12 protein-coding genes are annotated in these 15,431 nt (G+C 48.7%); 6 read left to right on the forward strand and 6 right to left on the reverse strand.

The window, feature by feature from the left end; all coding sequences use genetic code 11:
- Nucleotides 1-478 precede the first annotated feature (478 nt).
- On the reverse strand, nt 479-1,900 hold the full coding sequence (locus SSCH_RS00430; protein WP_044663748.1) for a HAMP domain-containing sensor histidine kinase: 1,422 nt from the start codon (nt 1,898-1,900) through the stop codon (nt 479-481).
- Between the two features lie 99 nt (nt 1,901-1,999).
- A complete protein-coding gene (locus tag SSCH_RS00435; RefSeq protein WP_044663749.1) occupies nt 2,000-2,683 on the reverse strand; it encodes a response regulator transcription factor in 684 nt (227 codons plus the stop codon).
- Between the two features lie 49 nt (nt 2,684-2,732).
- Between SSCH_RS00435 and SSCH_RS00440 the strand changes: the two genes are divergently transcribed.
- The 4 genes from SSCH_RS00440 to SSCH_RS00450 all read left to right on the forward strand — a co-directional run bounded on the left by SSCH_RS00440 (nt 2,733) and on the right by SSCH_RS00450 (nt 6,689).
- The gene (locus tag SSCH_RS00440) at nt 2,733-3,182 is read left to right on the forward strand and encodes an MBL fold metallo-hydrolase (RefSeq protein ID WP_156971995.1); all 450 of its coding nucleotides are present in this window, start codon (nt 2,733-2,735) and stop codon (nt 3,180-3,182) included.
- 96 nt (nt 3,183-3,278) lie between these two features.
- On the forward strand, nt 3,279-3,494 hold the full coding sequence (locus tag SSCH_RS00445) for a hypothetical protein (RefSeq protein WP_044663751.1): 216 nt from the start codon (nt 3,279-3,281) through the stop codon (nt 3,492-3,494).
- 604 nt (nt 3,495-4,098) lie between these two features.
- On the forward strand, nt 4,099-4,260 hold the full coding sequence (locus tag SSCH_RS17885; RefSeq protein ID WP_156971996.1) for a hypothetical protein: 162 nt from the start codon (nt 4,099-4,101) through the stop codon (nt 4,258-4,260).
- Between the two features lie 290 nt (nt 4,261-4,550).
- Nucleotides 4,551-6,689: a GTP-binding protein TypA/BipA gene (locus SSCH_RS00450; protein ID WP_232294117.1), complete on the forward strand. Its 2,139-nt coding sequence runs from the start codon at nt 4,551-4,553 to the stop codon at nt 6,687-6,689.
- 4 nt (nt 6,690-6,693) lie between these two features.
- On the opposite strand, the gene SSCH_RS00455 is transcribed toward SSCH_RS00450, so the two are convergent.
- Entirely contained in the window at nt 6,694-7,617 is a 924-nt protein-coding gene (locus tag SSCH_RS00455; RefSeq protein ID WP_156971997.1) for a DMT family transporter, read from the reverse strand.
- Nucleotides 7,618-8,404: 787 nt separating this feature from the next.
- Here SSCH_RS00455 and SSCH_RS15905 point away from each other — a divergent pair.
- A complete protein-coding gene (locus SSCH_RS15905) occupies nt 8,405-9,796 on the forward strand; it encodes a tetraprenyl-beta-curcumene synthase family protein (protein WP_232294118.1) in 1,392 nt (463 codons plus the stop codon).
- Between the two features lie 2 nt (nt 9,797-9,798).
- On the opposite strand, the gene SSCH_RS00465 is transcribed toward SSCH_RS15905, so the two are convergent.
- From SSCH_RS00465 to SSCH_RS00475, 3 genes are all read right to left on the reverse strand, one after another.
- Nucleotides 9,799-10,773, reverse strand: coding sequence for a polyprenyl synthetase family protein (locus SSCH_RS00465; RefSeq protein WP_052835146.1), 975 nt, complete (start codon nt 10,771-10,773; stop codon nt 9,799-9,801).
- Nucleotides 10,774-11,579: 806 nt separating this feature from the next.
- A complete protein-coding gene (locus SSCH_RS00470; protein ID WP_044663753.1) occupies nt 11,580-12,536 on the reverse strand; it encodes a 3'-5' exoribonuclease YhaM family protein in 957 nt (318 codons plus the stop codon).
- Between the two features lie 83 nt (nt 12,537-12,619).
- The gene (locus SSCH_RS00475) at nt 12,620-13,309 is read right to left on the reverse strand and encodes a DUF554 domain-containing protein (protein ID WP_198142027.1); all 690 of its coding nucleotides are present in this window, start codon (nt 13,307-13,309) and stop codon (nt 12,620-12,622) included.
- Nucleotides 13,310-13,878: 569 nt separating this feature from the next.
- Here SSCH_RS00475 and SSCH_RS00480 point away from each other — a divergent pair.
- The gene (locus tag SSCH_RS00480) at nt 13,879-15,156 is read left to right on the forward strand and encodes an MFS transporter (RefSeq protein WP_044663755.1); all 1,278 of its coding nucleotides are present in this window, start codon (nt 13,879-13,881) and stop codon (nt 15,154-15,156) included.
- Nucleotides 15,157-15,431: the final 275 nt, after the last annotated feature.

Genomic DNA, 15,431 nt, shown 5'->3' on the forward strand with positions numbered 1-15,431 from the left:
AGTTGGTTTCAAATCAAAGGGTTGCTAAAAATCTTTTCCATGATCTAGTTTCAGGTTGCATTTTTAATGCATCTTCGAAGGAAATCAGGCACTGTTGTCGAATATACAAGGTAGCTTCATCCCTTTCCACTTTTGCTTTATTTGGTTTGATTTACCTTATAATTCGGCAAAAGTTGGGGTGAAGCCTTTATTTTAGGCCTTCAAAACCTTGATTTCAATGAGTTTTTTAGAATGAAATTTTCTCAAGATATAAAAAACACAACCTGGAAGCCCCAACCTGTATATACAAATTCGGCTAAATGGTGACAGTCACCAAAAAGCATTACCTGTATAGACAAATATACACGTTCGACCTTTTGGTGACACTCACCAAAAGGCGCAACTTGTATAGACAAATACGGCAAAATGGCGACAGTCACCCGGCAGGCGTCACCTGGGAGTCACCCGGGACGGATAAGCCATATCCAAAGAAACTAAATTAATTCCCCTGATCCGCTGATCCAACCAAGGGGAGTTCAATTGTTATCTCTGTTCCTTTGCCTGGTGCGCTCCAGGCTGCTGCGCTTCCATTGTGGAGTTCTACCAGTTCTTTGACAATGGCCAGACCAAGCCCTGTGCCTCCTGTTGCGGCATCTCTGGATTTATCCACCCGATGAAACTTGTCAAAGATGTGTTCCAGCTCAGTTTCAGGGATGCCTGCCCCGTTGTCCCGCACTTTGAGCACCGCCTGGCCGCCCTCCCGCCGGACACGTATTTGAATGTGCCCATTTTGCTCTGTGTATTTGACAGCATTGCTCAGCAGGTTGATCATAACCTGCCGGATCCGGTCACGGTCACCTGAGATCACCAACCCCTCATCTGTTTCCACAGTGATGCTTTTCGCTGCTGCTATAAGCCGGAATTCAGTTGCCACCTCTCCCGCCAGCTCTCCAATATCAAGCGGTTCCTTGTTGAGTTTGATGCTGCCGCTTTTGATGCGAGCTAGATCCAGCAGGTCTTGCACAAGCCTGGTCAGCCGGTCCACTTCCTCCCGTGTGATCTTCAGGTATTTTTCCTGATCCCCCTCCGGGACGACGCCTTCAAGTATTGCCTGAATAAAGCCGCGGATAGAGGTCAGGGGGGTGCGCAGTTCGTGAGAGACATTAGCCAGCAGCTCCTGGCGCATTTTCTCCACCTGCTGAATCCGTTCCCTCATATAATTAAAGGAAGCTGTCAATTGATCAAGTTCATCACAGTTGGTGGCAGCGATTTCCTTGCTGTAATCACCTTCTGCAATAGCCGCTGCCGCCTCTTTCATGGTGGTGAGCGGGCGTGAGAGGTGACGTGATGTCAGAAAGATCACCAATCCCCCCAGCAGAAAAGCGAACAAGGCCGTACCCCAGATGATCCGGTACACTTGATTCAGTGCGGTGTTTATTTTGGCGACAGGTGTAAAAAGAAGAACCATACCGCTGACATTATCACCGGTTATCACCGGCATTCCGACAAAAACCACGAAAGCATTGAGCTGTGAGGAGTAGTGCTTCTTTTTGATGACAGTTTCCCCTTTGAGGATTTTCCGCACATCCGGAAGCAGGTCGCTTTCCTCGGAAACCTTTGCATCCAGATTTGGATCCTGCAAATTGTGGATGTTCTCTCCTTCAAAAACGAATATGCGAGAACCGCTGGTACTTCCAGCGATTCTCACAGTATCCGCAAGCTGTTCCGCAGTGATTTTTCCCGTCTGGCAGTCCAGCACTTGGCCGATTACCTGTTCACCCATATCCAGGAGTGCCTGCTGTTCCTGCTCAAAATAGAAATTATTGAAGAAATGTGTCAAAAAAGCTGCCAAAGCCCCGATTACGAGGATAATGACGGCGAGATAGGAAAAGAGCAGCTTCTGAAAAATGCTTCTATTCATTGATGGCATCTGCCTTTCATATCAGTTCCCATATCGAGGTAGATATTCCAGAGAATGTTTTCACTGATCCGATCCATCCCGGAGCAAATATTGACCCACTCACACCTCAAATTTATAGCCTATTCCGTAAATGGTTCTGATTTGCCAACTCCCCGAAGACTTCAGCTTCTGGCGCAGCCGTTTGATATGCATGTCTACAGTACGGGTTTCCCCGAAGTAGTCATACCCCCAGACGCTTTCCAGAATCTGATCCCTGGAGAGGACAATGTTCCTGTTCAGCAGCATGTATTCCAGCAGTTGGAACTCTTTGGGGGTCAGCTCCACAGGTTTCCCACCACAGACGACTTCGTAACTCTTGCTGTTGACCACAAGATTACCGGCTGTCAGCACCTCAGCGAGGTCGTCCTTTTGCGGTGGTATTTGTTTGCGCAGATGTGCACGAACCCTGGCGGCCACCTCTCGGGGGTCAAAGGGCTTGACCACATAGTCATTAGCTCCCAGATCGAGCCCTGTCACCTTATCCTCACAGGCATCAACTGCTGTAAGCATGATCACAGGGACCTGGCTTTCTTGCCTGATGTATTTCAAAACTTCCCAACCATCCATAATGGGCAGCATCAGATCCAGGACCACCAGGTCAGGGTTTTCCTTTTGAAATGCTTTGATGGCTGCCTGGCCATCATGAGCAAAAATGACAGTGTGACCATCCTGGCGCAGGTAAAGATCCAAGAGTATGCAGATGTTTTTATCATCATCAACGAGCAATATTTTCGACTTTTTCATGGCAATCCTTCCTAAAAGGACAATTTTTGTAATTAACAGCGCAAAGCTTATGACTTCAACTGAGGCCATGCTTCTGGACAGCGGCTATATCCAGGAACTGGAGGCGGAGTGGAGAAACCGCAAAGCCGAACGCCGCGGTGAAAAGCCATATTCACACCTTTACACAGCAGCAGATGCCATCAGCTGTCTGCAGAGCTTTCAGTCCGTCTCCTACGGAGAAGATGTTCAACTTGATGAACAGGTCAGGGTGCGCTTTCTTGAATATTCGCTAATTTCTCGCATTTTCCTTGTTACGGTTATCCGCCGGACAAAAGGGAGACAGATGTGCAGGGGGAGATGCCGGGAAGATGCACGGGGACAGTATAGCCCTGGCTACAACAATAAAACATCTGCAGGGGGAGACGCCGGGAAATGCACGGGGACCTACTCTCTCTTAGAGAGTTTGCGAAATAAGAGAACTCGCAGAGCACCCCCACCGGCAGAGCCACATATAATATAAAAATTACCATTTTATAAGAAAAGCTTCATAGTGGAAGAGGATCCAGGAAGTCCGGTGAAGGATCCTCCTAAAAACCATGTTAGGAGGGGGTATCCAATGAACCAATTTATATTTGGAATAATTATCGGGGCCATATTGGTCATTGTCCTTGTGGGTATAATTTATACCGCATATCGCTGGGGACAGCGGTCACAGTTCCCTACAATGCTGCCGTCCGATAAAATATTGCCAACCGAGAGTGATAAGGGGAGGCCTCAGGGAGAGGAAGACCAGATAGAGCAGGGTGAATCTGGATCAGGTGGATCAGGGTGACGGCAGCCTGTGTGATAACTAGCAGACTCACCAGGTCAACGGCCAGAAGTGGGGGGTATAAATGAAATAAATGAAATAGCAGGTAATTGGTGTCCCTTATCTTTAAAAACAACCGGAATTTAGTCTTAAGTGGGGGATAGAAAAAGGGTACAATGGTTTTCACACAGTCTGACGGTTCTCCTGATCCAAGTGGATCGGAGGGACGGTTCCCTTGATCCAGTTTGGATGTTCCCAGGTGACTCCCAGGTGACTCCCAGGTGACTGTCACCATTTAACATAAACCTGTCTATACAGGTTGCGCTTCCCGGTGACTGTCACCAATTGGCCGAATTTGTATATACAGGTTACGCGCTCCGGTGACTGTTTGCATTTAGCATTTTGATTCTTTTTAACTGGATTACCAGGTGACAAATAACAGTTTAAATATACCAGTAACCTGCCGGAATGAGATGTGGGAAGCAGGAAATTGGAAGTGGGAATAGATGTGGATGACGGGCCCCGGATGACGCCTCAGTTGTCGCTTCACAAATGTGTTAATATTATTACAAGAGGATTATTAGCAAGCAACCTGGGGTAGTCCATCAAAAAGCAAACGGGAGGACTAATGCAGGGAAGACAGCTACTGGATGCCCATAAAAACAAACTAAACAGCCACCACCCAGGCAGTACGCTTTCTCGAAGCGCAGCTACCGGGATGCCTACTGGGACACCTACCGGGACGCCCCATAAAAAGGCAGGGAAGTACCGGCTCCCAGGTGCCTCATAATAAGAAAGGGCATTGTCAGACTCCAGGCTCCTATATTAAAATAGGAGAGTTGGGTTCCGGACATTTCTGGATGGTATCTGGACGCCTATACAAAAACAGGGGATAATAAGACAGGGGTGTCAGTTCCTCAGGTTTTCACATGCTGGGCTAACAGTGATCCAGGCTGACAGTTCCCCATATAACAGGGCTGGCAGTTCTCGGCCTACACTAGGTAAGTGTGGGTGTCATAGCGGAAGTAGATGTCAGTGTTTTCCGTCCCCAGCCTATACTAATACAGGGAAGTGTAATAGATGAAGCAGATAACACAAGCCAAAATTCGCAACCTGGCCATTATTGCCCATGTGGACCACGGTAAGACCACTTTAGTGGATGGAATGCTCAAACAGAGCGGTATTTTTCACGAGAAGCAGGTGGTGGAGGAGCGCGTTCTCGACAGCGGCGAATTGGAGAGAGAGCGGGGCATTACAATAATGGCAAAAAACACTGCCATTTTCTATAACGGTTATAAATTGAATATTGTCGACACACCGGGCCATGCCGACTTTGGAGGCGAGGTAGAGCGCATCGTCCAGATGGTGGACGGTGTTCTGCTGCTGGTGGATGCCTTTGAGGGACCCATGCCCCAGACGCGCTTTGTCCTGAAAAAAGCCTTGGATGCGGAGCTTGTTCCCATTGTGGTAATCAATAAGATCGACCGCCCCCATGCGCGGCCGGAAGAAGTACTCGATGAAATCCTGGAACTCTTCATCGATCTCGATGCCAGTGATCAGCAGCTCGATTTTCCGGTAGTTTACGCAGATGCGCGCAAAGGAATCGCATACCTGGATCAGAAAGCCTGGGGTGAAGATAGCGGCAAATCCGGAAACCAAGTTGGCGGCGAAGCCCGGGGCGAAACCAGTGCCCAAGGTGAAGCCAGCGAAGCCGGCGAACAAGCCAGTGTCCACGCCAACTGCGAAACCGGCGGCCAAGCCAGTGCCCAAACCCAGGGTCAAGCCAGTGCTAAAGCAAGCGGCCAAACCCGAGGCGAATCCACTGCCCAAGCCAGCAAAAACGGCGGCCAGGCCAGTGTCCACGCCAACTGCGAAACCGGCGAACTCAACGGCAACGGACAAGCCGGCGGCCAAGTCCAGGGCTCCAGTGTCCAAGCCACTGGCCAAGCCAGTGCCCAAACAAGCTGCGAAACCGACGGCCATAAGGACGCCAGCTTAAAGCCGCTCTTCGATCTGATTATTCAGAATATCCCGGCCCCCAAAGGCGACCCCGATGCCCCCCTGCAGTTGGGTGTTTCCATGATCGACTATGACCCCTACCTGGGGCGACAGGCGGTAGGGCGCATCCAGCGGGGGTGCATCCACAACAAGCAGGATGTCGCAGTTCTGGGAAGCGACGAACAGATACAGCACTCACGCCTTTCAAGCCTCTATGTCTTCGATGGGCTGAAAAAGGTGCCTGTAGAGAATGCTTGCGCCGGAGAAATTGTGGTTGCGGCAGGGCTGGACGATATCAACGCCGGCTGCACTATTGCAGACCCTGAGCACCCGGAATCTCTGCGTTTTGTGCATATTGACGAGCCCACAGTATCTATTGCATTCCTCGTCAACAAAAGCCCCTTTGCCGGTCGGGAAGGGACATATGTTACCTCCCGTAAGCTGAGTGAGCGCCTGTTCAGAGAAGCGGAGTCCGATGTCAGCCTGCGCATCAAAGAGACAGATTCTCCGGATCAATTTCTGGTCGCCGGACGGGGCGAGCTGCATCTTTCCATTCTTATTGAAAAAATGCGCCGTGAGGGGTATGAGTTTGAAGTATCCCAGCCGCAGGTGATCCAGCGGGAAATCGACGGTGTCAAGCATGAACCTGTGGAAGATTTAATTGTGGAAGTCCCAGAAGAATATGTAGGAATTGTGATGGAGCGCCTGGGTTCCCGCAGAAGTGAGATGATCAACATGGAGAAAAAGAAGGACGGCACCGTTCGCCTGGAGTTTTATGTCCCAACAAGGGGACTGTTCGGATTTCGTGCCGAACTGATGACTGAGACCAGGGGAACCGCGGTGATGTATCATTCATTTCACCATTATTCACCTTATTGTGGGGAGATACATGGGCGCTCCCGCGGCTCCCTTGTCGCCTGGGAAAATGGGGTGACAACCGCTTTCGGCCTGGAAAACGCCCAGGAACGGGGAGAGATGTTTGTGGGTGCAGGGGTGTCTGTCTACCAGGGAATGGTGGTGGGTGAAAACTCCCGCCCCTCAGACCTGGCCATCAATGTTTGCAAAAAGAAGCGCCTGACGAACATGCGCAGTTCAACTGCAGATATCGCAGTCAAGCTCACACCCCCAAGGGAAATGAGCCTGGAACAGTCCTTGGAGTTCATCGCAGCTGACGAACTGCTGGAGATAACCCCCAAGTCGCTGCGCATGCGGAAGAAATAATTTTTCAGGCATCTATGTTTAGGCGAGCAAAAAGCCGTTTATCGCTTCTTGCGTTAGGCGGCTTTTTTGATGTCACCACCAGAGCGGCTCCGATAATGATTACCAGCCCGCCCAGCAACTGCAGAGCAGTCATTTTCTGTGACAGTAGCAGCGCGGAGCAAACCACTGCAGTTATCGGCTCCACAGTACACAAAACGGTAGCTGTTGTGGAACCAATTCGTTTCATACCCGCCAAGAAGGCGAACATAGCGATATTGCCTGTTAATATAGCTGAGGCAATAGAGGCCAGCCATGCCGTCGAACTAATCTGAAAATTCAAGGTGCCGGTTGTGCGCCCTGTCACATAAAAGAGGACAGTACAAAGGAGACAGATAAACGCAGTTGTGAAAATCGGCTCCAGATCCTCTAAAACCCTATTGCTGAACATAACATAACCGGAACAGATAAGAGCTGCCACCAGAGCCATAAAAATACCACCGGTGTGTATCTTCCCCAGAGAGATGCCGACGAGCATAACCAGTCCAATCAAGGCTAACGCAATTCCCACGATGCCGGACAGCTTGAGCCGCTCCCCTTTAAAGAGATAACCCCAAATCGCCACCCAAATAAGGTGCGTATAAAAGAGGAGCGCAACCAGCCCAGCTGATACATACTGAACAGAAGCTATATAAAGGTAAGAAGCGGCAAATTCAAAGATGCCCGCTGCCAGCAGAAAAATCAGCGTGATCCTGGCGACTACCCGGAGGCTGTTGCGCTTGAAAATGGCTATGTAAGTCAGGAAAAATGCGGTGGCGAAGCTGAAACGCAGGAAGAGGTGGACACAAACCGTTGCCCCTTCCTGATACGCATATGCCGCCAGAATCGGCGTCAATCCATAACAAATACCAGATACAATGACGAGAAAAACCCCGACCCAATAACGTTTCAAAAAATTTCCCAACCTTTCCAGGCCTTCTGGATGGACTCCTTGACTGAAACTATGTCGGATTCAAGAACATTCCCAACCTTTCCTGGCTTCGGTTAGCTTCGAACACACCATCCGGAAAATCTTTTTTTTATGTCCCAGTTAGTGCGGCCACCGCTTTTTTGTAGGCCTTTTTTCCTGCTGCTCTATGATTCTAGTTTCATAATACGGAATCCTTTTCCAACGGCAGATCCAGCGGTCTAATTCCAGGCAACAAAACCATTTATGGGCTATCCCGAGAACACGAGAATGCCGTCAACGAAGCGGTAGTTCTTGTGGGCTATTTCCAGGCAGAACAATCTCTTCCAACGACTAACACCAACCCGAAAGACAGAAGCCGGAGACCGGAAGTCGAAAGTCTGAGGGACATGGGAACTGTTTGCGGATCAGCGGACAATTCTTGCACCCACCCCTTTTTGGACAGCAAGGCAACATCTATTCCCACTTAGCAACTTCCCGCTTCCTACATCTCATTTAGGCAGGTTTGCTTTTTTGCTTTATTACGCACTTCAGCGGGACACGCCCGAGAGTTTGCGGCTACCGCTAGTGAATCAAAAGGTGATAGGTACCTGGGGACACTCCAGAGAACCCAACTTGTCTATACAAATATAGCAAAATGGTGACAGTCACCAAATAGCCCAACTTGTCTATACATATCCGGCCGTTTGGTGACAGTCACCAGGGAGCACCAGGGGCATCCCGCTCCACCATTGGAAAAAATGTGGTAGAATAACTACAACTACAGCACTGGATGGTGAACAATTTGGGGATTGGTATACAGAATGGAATTTCAAGTGCCAGAAAAAAGCTGACTATGCTGACGCGTTTCGTCACCCGTGTCTTTCCCGGGGTGGAAAAGGAATTGAAGCGGTGGCAAGAGGTGGTCAGCACAGCAGGTGATCCGGAGTTGCGGCAGCAGGGGCTGGCCAGCATCGAGAAAAAGAAGTTTCACTGCCTAGGCGGGAGTGTGTACACTTTGATGGAAGGGGCGCATCAAGACACCCTTTCCTTTATTGTAGCCTTGCAGACGATCAGCGATTACCTGGACAACCTCTGCGACCGGGCGGGCTGCCTGGACATGGCTGCCTTCCGCCGACTGCATCTGGCTTTTACAGATGCACTGGAACCGGAAAACACTCACAGTGCGCAGCTAACCGGTATCCCACAGATCTCAACAGAAGAAGACAAACCAGATGAAGATAAACGGGGAGTTGTGACTTCTAGTGCCCAGGCTTCGGCGGCACACCGAGCCACTATAGATGCACTGGAACCGGAAAACACTCACAGTGCGCAGCTAACCAGAATTCTGCACCTGGCCTCTGCCGATGGAGATAAACAGGCAGTTGTGACTTCTGGTACCCGGGCGTCGGCGGCGCACCGAGCCACTGCAGATGCACTGGAACCGGATGGCAGTACGGATGGCAGTGCTGAGGGCGGCATAGGGGATTACTATAGCTTGTACCCCCATCAGGATGATGCGGGTTACCTGAAAAGCCTTGTAGAAGAGTGCCGTAACATTATTCGCCGGCTCCCTTCATACCAGCTTGTCCAAGAAGATGTCCTGCGACTGGCGTCCCTTTACTGCGATCTGCAGACTTACAAACACACACACATCCCATTAAGGGAAGGCTATCTGGAAAGGTGGTTTGCGGAACACGCCACCAAGGTTCCAGAGCTCGATTGGTGGGAGTTTGCGGCTGCCACCGGTTCCACACTGGGCATTTTTGCCCTCATCGCTGCTGCCGGACAGCCGAATCTGGATTCGGAAACAGCCAGAAGGATCACAGATGGCTACTTTCCCTGGATTTGCGGGCTGCACATCCTGCTGGATTACTTCATTGATCAGGAAGAAGACCTCCTGGAAGGTGATCTCAACTTCGTTTCTTATTATGAGAACAGGGAACACTGCATTGAGCGGCTTGTCCTTTTCCTGGAACACGCCCTCGACCAGGCGGCAAGGATGCCCGACCCACTGTTTCACACAACTGTTGTCCAGGGGCTTCCCGCTTTCTATCTTTCCGACCCCAAGGTCGGGGCTCAAGGGCTGGAAGAAGATGCAATGACGATTCTGGAGGCAGCAGGGGAGGAAACCGTGCGCATGTACCGCGTCTGCCGCAGTCTGCGCAGGAGGGGTAAGATTTAAAGTCACCTTTTACGTATCATCACCATTTCTGTAAGCCTGTTGAGGAGCGGCCATACAGGTGAGATAGGGATGAAGCGCAGGCATTCCCTGGCTTTCTCCTGGAATTCCTGGGCTTTGCGATAGGAGCGGTGTATGCTATCAGTTTGTTTGGCCGCTTCCTTAATAAAGAAAAGATCGTCATTTGTGCAGCTGCGTTTTGCCAGTATTTCTCTGATTGGCTTATTCCAGTCAGGATGCTCAAGAAGATAAATAGCAGGTAGTGTCAAAATACCCTGAGAAAAGTCGGATCCCGCCGGCTTGCCCAGGGTTTCTTCATCAGAGGTGAAGTCCAGGATGTCATCAATAATCTGAAAACAGATGCCCAAATTGCGGCCGAAATCTGTGTAGGAAGCCACCTCTTCCTGTGAAGCCCCCCTTACCCGAGCCCCGGCCCCACAGCAGGCTGCCACCAGGGATGCGGTTTTTTTGTTGATGCGGGAAAGATAGTCCTCTTCAGTGACTGTAGGGTTAAAGAGTGCGCCTATCTCCTCAATAATCCCTTCACACATCGCCTGGATCGATTCAACCATAAAAGAGAGGGCATCCCTTGTGCTTTCTTTGGAAAGGAGCGTCAGTGCCCGTGCAAACAGGTAGTCCCCGGTCATAACTGCGGTTTGGTTGCCCTGCAGCACATTGATTGTAGGAAGACTCCGCCTGGTGTCCGCGTGGTCGATGATGTCATCGTGAATCAAAGAAGCGGTGTGCAGTAGTTCAGCCGCTACAGCAACATCGAGCACCGGTTCCCAGTCATTCTTCTCTTTCCAACCGGAAAAAATCACCAATTGAGGGCGCAGCCGCTTGCCACCCGCTTTGATGACATGAGAAGCCAGTTGACCCACTGTCCTGCTGTGAACGACAGCTACCTCATGCAGGCGCTGTTCAACTTTCGTCAGAAGAGAGCGAAGATCTACTTCTTGTTCTAAGACTAAAGAGCTCATAATAGTTCCTTTCCTGCCATATTTCGATGCGGATCATAGGAGATCACGGGGACGGTTCTCCTGATCCATTCCATCTCTACTGGATCACGGGGATCACGGGGACGGTTCTCCTGATCCACTCTTAATCTGTTTTGCACAGTGGATCCTGGATTCCCGCCGATTCATAACGAGAATCCAGGTAAAATCCAATAAAATCAAGGGTTTTAAGCCTCAGCTGTCTTCCATCGTTATGATAAAAACACATAACGATGTCACTTTCCAATATTTATGTGGGTTTATACCATCCTCGTTACGTGTTCCCGGGAATCCAGGGTGGATCACAGGGACGGCAGACTGTATGAAAGCCATTGTGCCATTTTCCATCCCCCCACTTACGACCAAATTCCGGACACTATTTACCCGCTATTACAGTTATGCCCCCTCTTTTGGCTGCTGAACTGTTGATTTTGGGAGTTATCACACAGGCTGACGGTTCTCCTGATCAAGAATGAAGCTTGTATAAAGCGCAACTTATAATATGTTTTCCGCGGATGTTTAAAGATATCCATCCCTTTTCCAGAAATAAGACATATTCCGAAAATCCTTGCCAACTGTAAGCTCAACTTATGTACTCATATACCTTGGAACATGCGCGGCCATCAGTACGAACCTGATTAAAAAGCCAGCGTCACCCGTACCCTGGCACAACTGGTACCCTTCATACGACCCTACCGCTAGCTACCCCGGGGCATTCTCGATCAACAGTATCCACTACCAGCGTATTCAAAAGCAGTCAGTGAAAGGCTGTCGTAATGAACTCTTTGTCTTTAATCATTCTCAGGCACATACAAACTTCTGCCCAGGTAACGGTCAAAACTGGTCCAGCATTCAGTTCCCCGGTGCGATTTGACCAGCTGGCTCACCTGGTTGATGCGGGCTGACATGAGATCAGCATAATGGAGCGCCATGGCTTCCACTGTGTGGGGTTCTTCCACAGCCCCCCATTCCTTAAGCCCGTGGTGGGACAAAATCATGTGCAGCAGCTGTGTGGCCAGCTTTCCCGGGAAATTCACCATAGCGATCTTTCGGCGCAGGAAGTCATACCCTAAAATGACGTGGCCGCCGAGGAGGCGTCCCTCTTCTGTATGATTAAAAGAAAGGCATTCCTGATCATATTCCCACATCTTTCCGATGTCATGCAGGGCAGCACCTGTCACCAGCAGGTCCCTATTGATGGCCTCTCCTTGGATCTCACAGATCTTAGAGCAGTAATCCATCACTTCCAGGGTGTGCTCCAAAAGCCCTCCCCCGTATGCGTGATGGATTGTGCGAGCCGCGGTAGCGCGGCTGAAGTCGACCAAAAAGTCGGTGTCGAAAATTGCATCCAAAAGAGATTTCAATGGGGGAGTTGTTACACTGTCCATCTGCAGCTGGAATTTCTCAAGCATCTTGGTGATGTCCTTATCGGTGCAGGGGCGAAAGTCGTTCAACTCCACATGCTCTTTATCCACCTTGGTGCAGGTATCCAGATTCAACTGCAGCCCGTTGAACTCAGTGACAATACCCTGGACGATTACCACATCCCCCAGGACCAGTGTCTGATAAAGGTCTTCTGCTAAAGCAGAGTCCCACACACGTCCCTCAACAGTGCCGGTTTTGTCCCCCAGCCGCACCTTCAAAAACTTAGCCCCATTCTTGGTTTTCCCGATATTCAGACTAATAATGCCAAAATAAGTGGCGACCTCCAGTCCAGGTCGCAGGGTTTTCACCCACTGCGATTTCACAAAACATCCCCCTTAACAAAGCATTTGCATCCATTATACCAAACCCGGACTACGAGTTGCGGTCCCGGGTGTGATTGACACTGTTAAAAAGAAAACTTCCCAAACAGCACCACAAAAAATATAGCGACAAAGATGGCGGGCAGAAGGTTACCCACCTTGATATGCAGTTTATCTGTCAGCATATTGAGCCCAATGCCAAAGATGAGCAGTCCACCTGCAGCAGACATTTCGATGATCATGGCATCGGTCAGGAAGGGTTTAACATAGACCGCGGCAACAGTGATGGCGCCCTGGTAGAGAAAAACCGGCAGTGCGGAAAAAGCAACCCCGATTCCCATAGTGGAAGCGAAAACAGTTGCTGTCACTCCGTCAAGGATGGATTTGATGAAAAGAGTCGTATGGCGTCCGGTGAGCCCACTCTCCAGCGCCCCCATGATGGCCATGGCTCCCACACAGAAGACGAGGCTTCCGGTCACAAAACCCTTGATGAAAAGGCCGCCACCCCCGAAACGCCCCTCCAGCTTCCTTCCGAAACTATCGAGCCGCTCCTCGATCCTTAAAGCCTCACCCAGTATCCCTCCGGTTACGATACTCAAGGTCAACACCAGTATATTCTGGGTTTTCAGTGCCATAGAAAGACCGATCAAAATAACAGTCAGACTGACCCCCTGCATGATCACCGACTTGTATTTCTCGGGAAACCCACCTCTTAAAAGGTTCCCCAGCAAGGCTCCCGCAATAATTGCTGCAGCATTGACGATAGTCCCTAACAAAATCTGTTCCCCTCTACATGCGAATTTTCGTTAATTATACCATTAAATCGCGGTAAACACGCAAACCGTCCCCCTGATCCCCCTCCAACTATAGAGATGGATCAGGAGAACCGTCAGACTGTGTAAAAACCATTATGCCCTTTTCCATCCCCCCACTTACGATCTAATTCCGGTTGTTTTTAGGGATAAGGAACACCAATTACCCGCTATTTCAGTTATACCCCCCACTTCTGACCGCTGAACTGGTGATTTTGGGAGTTATCACACAGTCTGCCGTTCCCCTGATCCATCCTGAAGGGCAATAGATAAGTGCATAAAATATGTTCAAAGCGCCTAAAATATGTGCACAATTATATTGTATATGCAATAAATGCACATAAATTGTGCACAAAAATCGTTTTTGTAGATGAATAACAGAAAAAACCCTTGCAGCAACGCTATTTTTTTTTGGCACCTATTTTGCAATATCTAGTTAGTAAATATTATTTTCCATGTAAACATGAGGGGAGTGATAAGAAAAACAAGATATTCAGTAGAAAATAAAAAATAGAAAGGAAGAAGGCAAACGTATGGAAACAGCCACAAATTCAAAGAAGCGCTATTTAATGTTGTTAATCTTGTGCGTAGGAGCAACAGCAATTTATTTTTTACCATACTTACGGTGGACGTATTATGATCCTTTAAAAGAAGCCCTGGGTTTAAGTCATACGCAGTTCGGCACACTAATGAGTGCCTATGGCATAACTTCTATGATTTTTTATTTCCCCGGGGGTTGGTTAGCAGATCGTGTTTCAGCCAGAAAGTTGTTGACATTTGCTTTTGCTGTAACTGGTATAGTAGGATTTTATTTTGGCACATACCCATCCTTTACAATGTGTATAATTATCAATTTAATCTGGGGCGTGGTTGCTACACTTACTTTTTGGGCCGCCCTTATTAAGGCAACCAGAGATTTAGCCAGTAGTGACGAGCAAGGTAAATTTTTCGGTTTGCTTGAAGGTGGCAGGGGATTGACAACCGTCATAATTTCAGCAGTTGTACTTGCTCTATTTGCTAAATTGGGTTCAGGTGTTGCGGGATTGACTGTGGCTATTAATATATTTTCAGCCATTTGTATTATTTCAGCACTATTGACATGGTTTTTCCTTGAGGATTCGAAGGTTGTTCAGGAAAACAATGCAGTATTGGAAGATATCGTTAAAGTTGTTAAAATGCCTGCGGCATGGTTATTAGCTATAATTGTATTAACTAACTATAGTGTGTATTTGGGTTCCACCTATCTGACACCGTATGTCACTGAAATATTTGGAGCAACTGTAGTTATCAGTGCAGCACTTGCAATCATTAGGTCATACGGCTTGCAGTTGTTTGGTGGGCCATTAGGAGGTTTGGTTGCTGATAGAGTAGGTTCCACTACCAAAGTTATTACATGGTGTTTTGTAATAATGGCTGTTACCGTTGGAATTTTTCTTTTGGCCCCAGGCAAACCCAGTTTGCTTTATTTGTTAGTTATCAACATGGTGGTTTTTGGTGCCTCGTTATTTGCCATGCGCGGTATCTATTTTGCATCAATGGAAGAAGTGAGCATTCCTGTTGCGCTAACGGGATCTGTTGCCGGCTTTGTATCTATGATTGGCTTCACTCCTGACATATATATTTACCCGATGGCCGGTCATTTTCTGGATACTTATCAAGGGATTATGGGATATAAAGTGCTCTTTTCTGTCATGCTATTGTTTGTATTAGTTGGTTTAATAGCCTCCATATTTTTATTAAAACTTTCCAATAAGAAAAGGAATGCCAATCAAGAAGCTGTGCAAGAAGCTGCGATAGAAACAAATGTTTAATACCTTAACACTTGGGATTGGGAACTTCAACCGGCGAGTTAACCTAGATTCCCGGGAACACGTAACGAGGAGGGTATAAACCCGCATAAATATTGGAAAGTGACATCGTTATGTGTTTTTATCATGACGTGGTTTTTAAAGACAGCTGAGGGTTTAAACCTTGATTTTATTGGATTTTAGCTGGATCCTCGTTATGAATCGGCGGGAATCCAGGAGTTAAGGCAGATCAGTGGAGATAATAAAAGGGGCCTGCGGAGAGTATCTGCGGACCCCTT

Source organism: Syntrophaceticus schinkii (assembly GCF_000946815.1).
GTDB classification, from domain to species: domain Bacteria; phylum Bacillota; class DSM-12270; order Thermacetogeniales; family Thermacetogeniaceae; genus Syntrophaceticus; species Syntrophaceticus schinkii.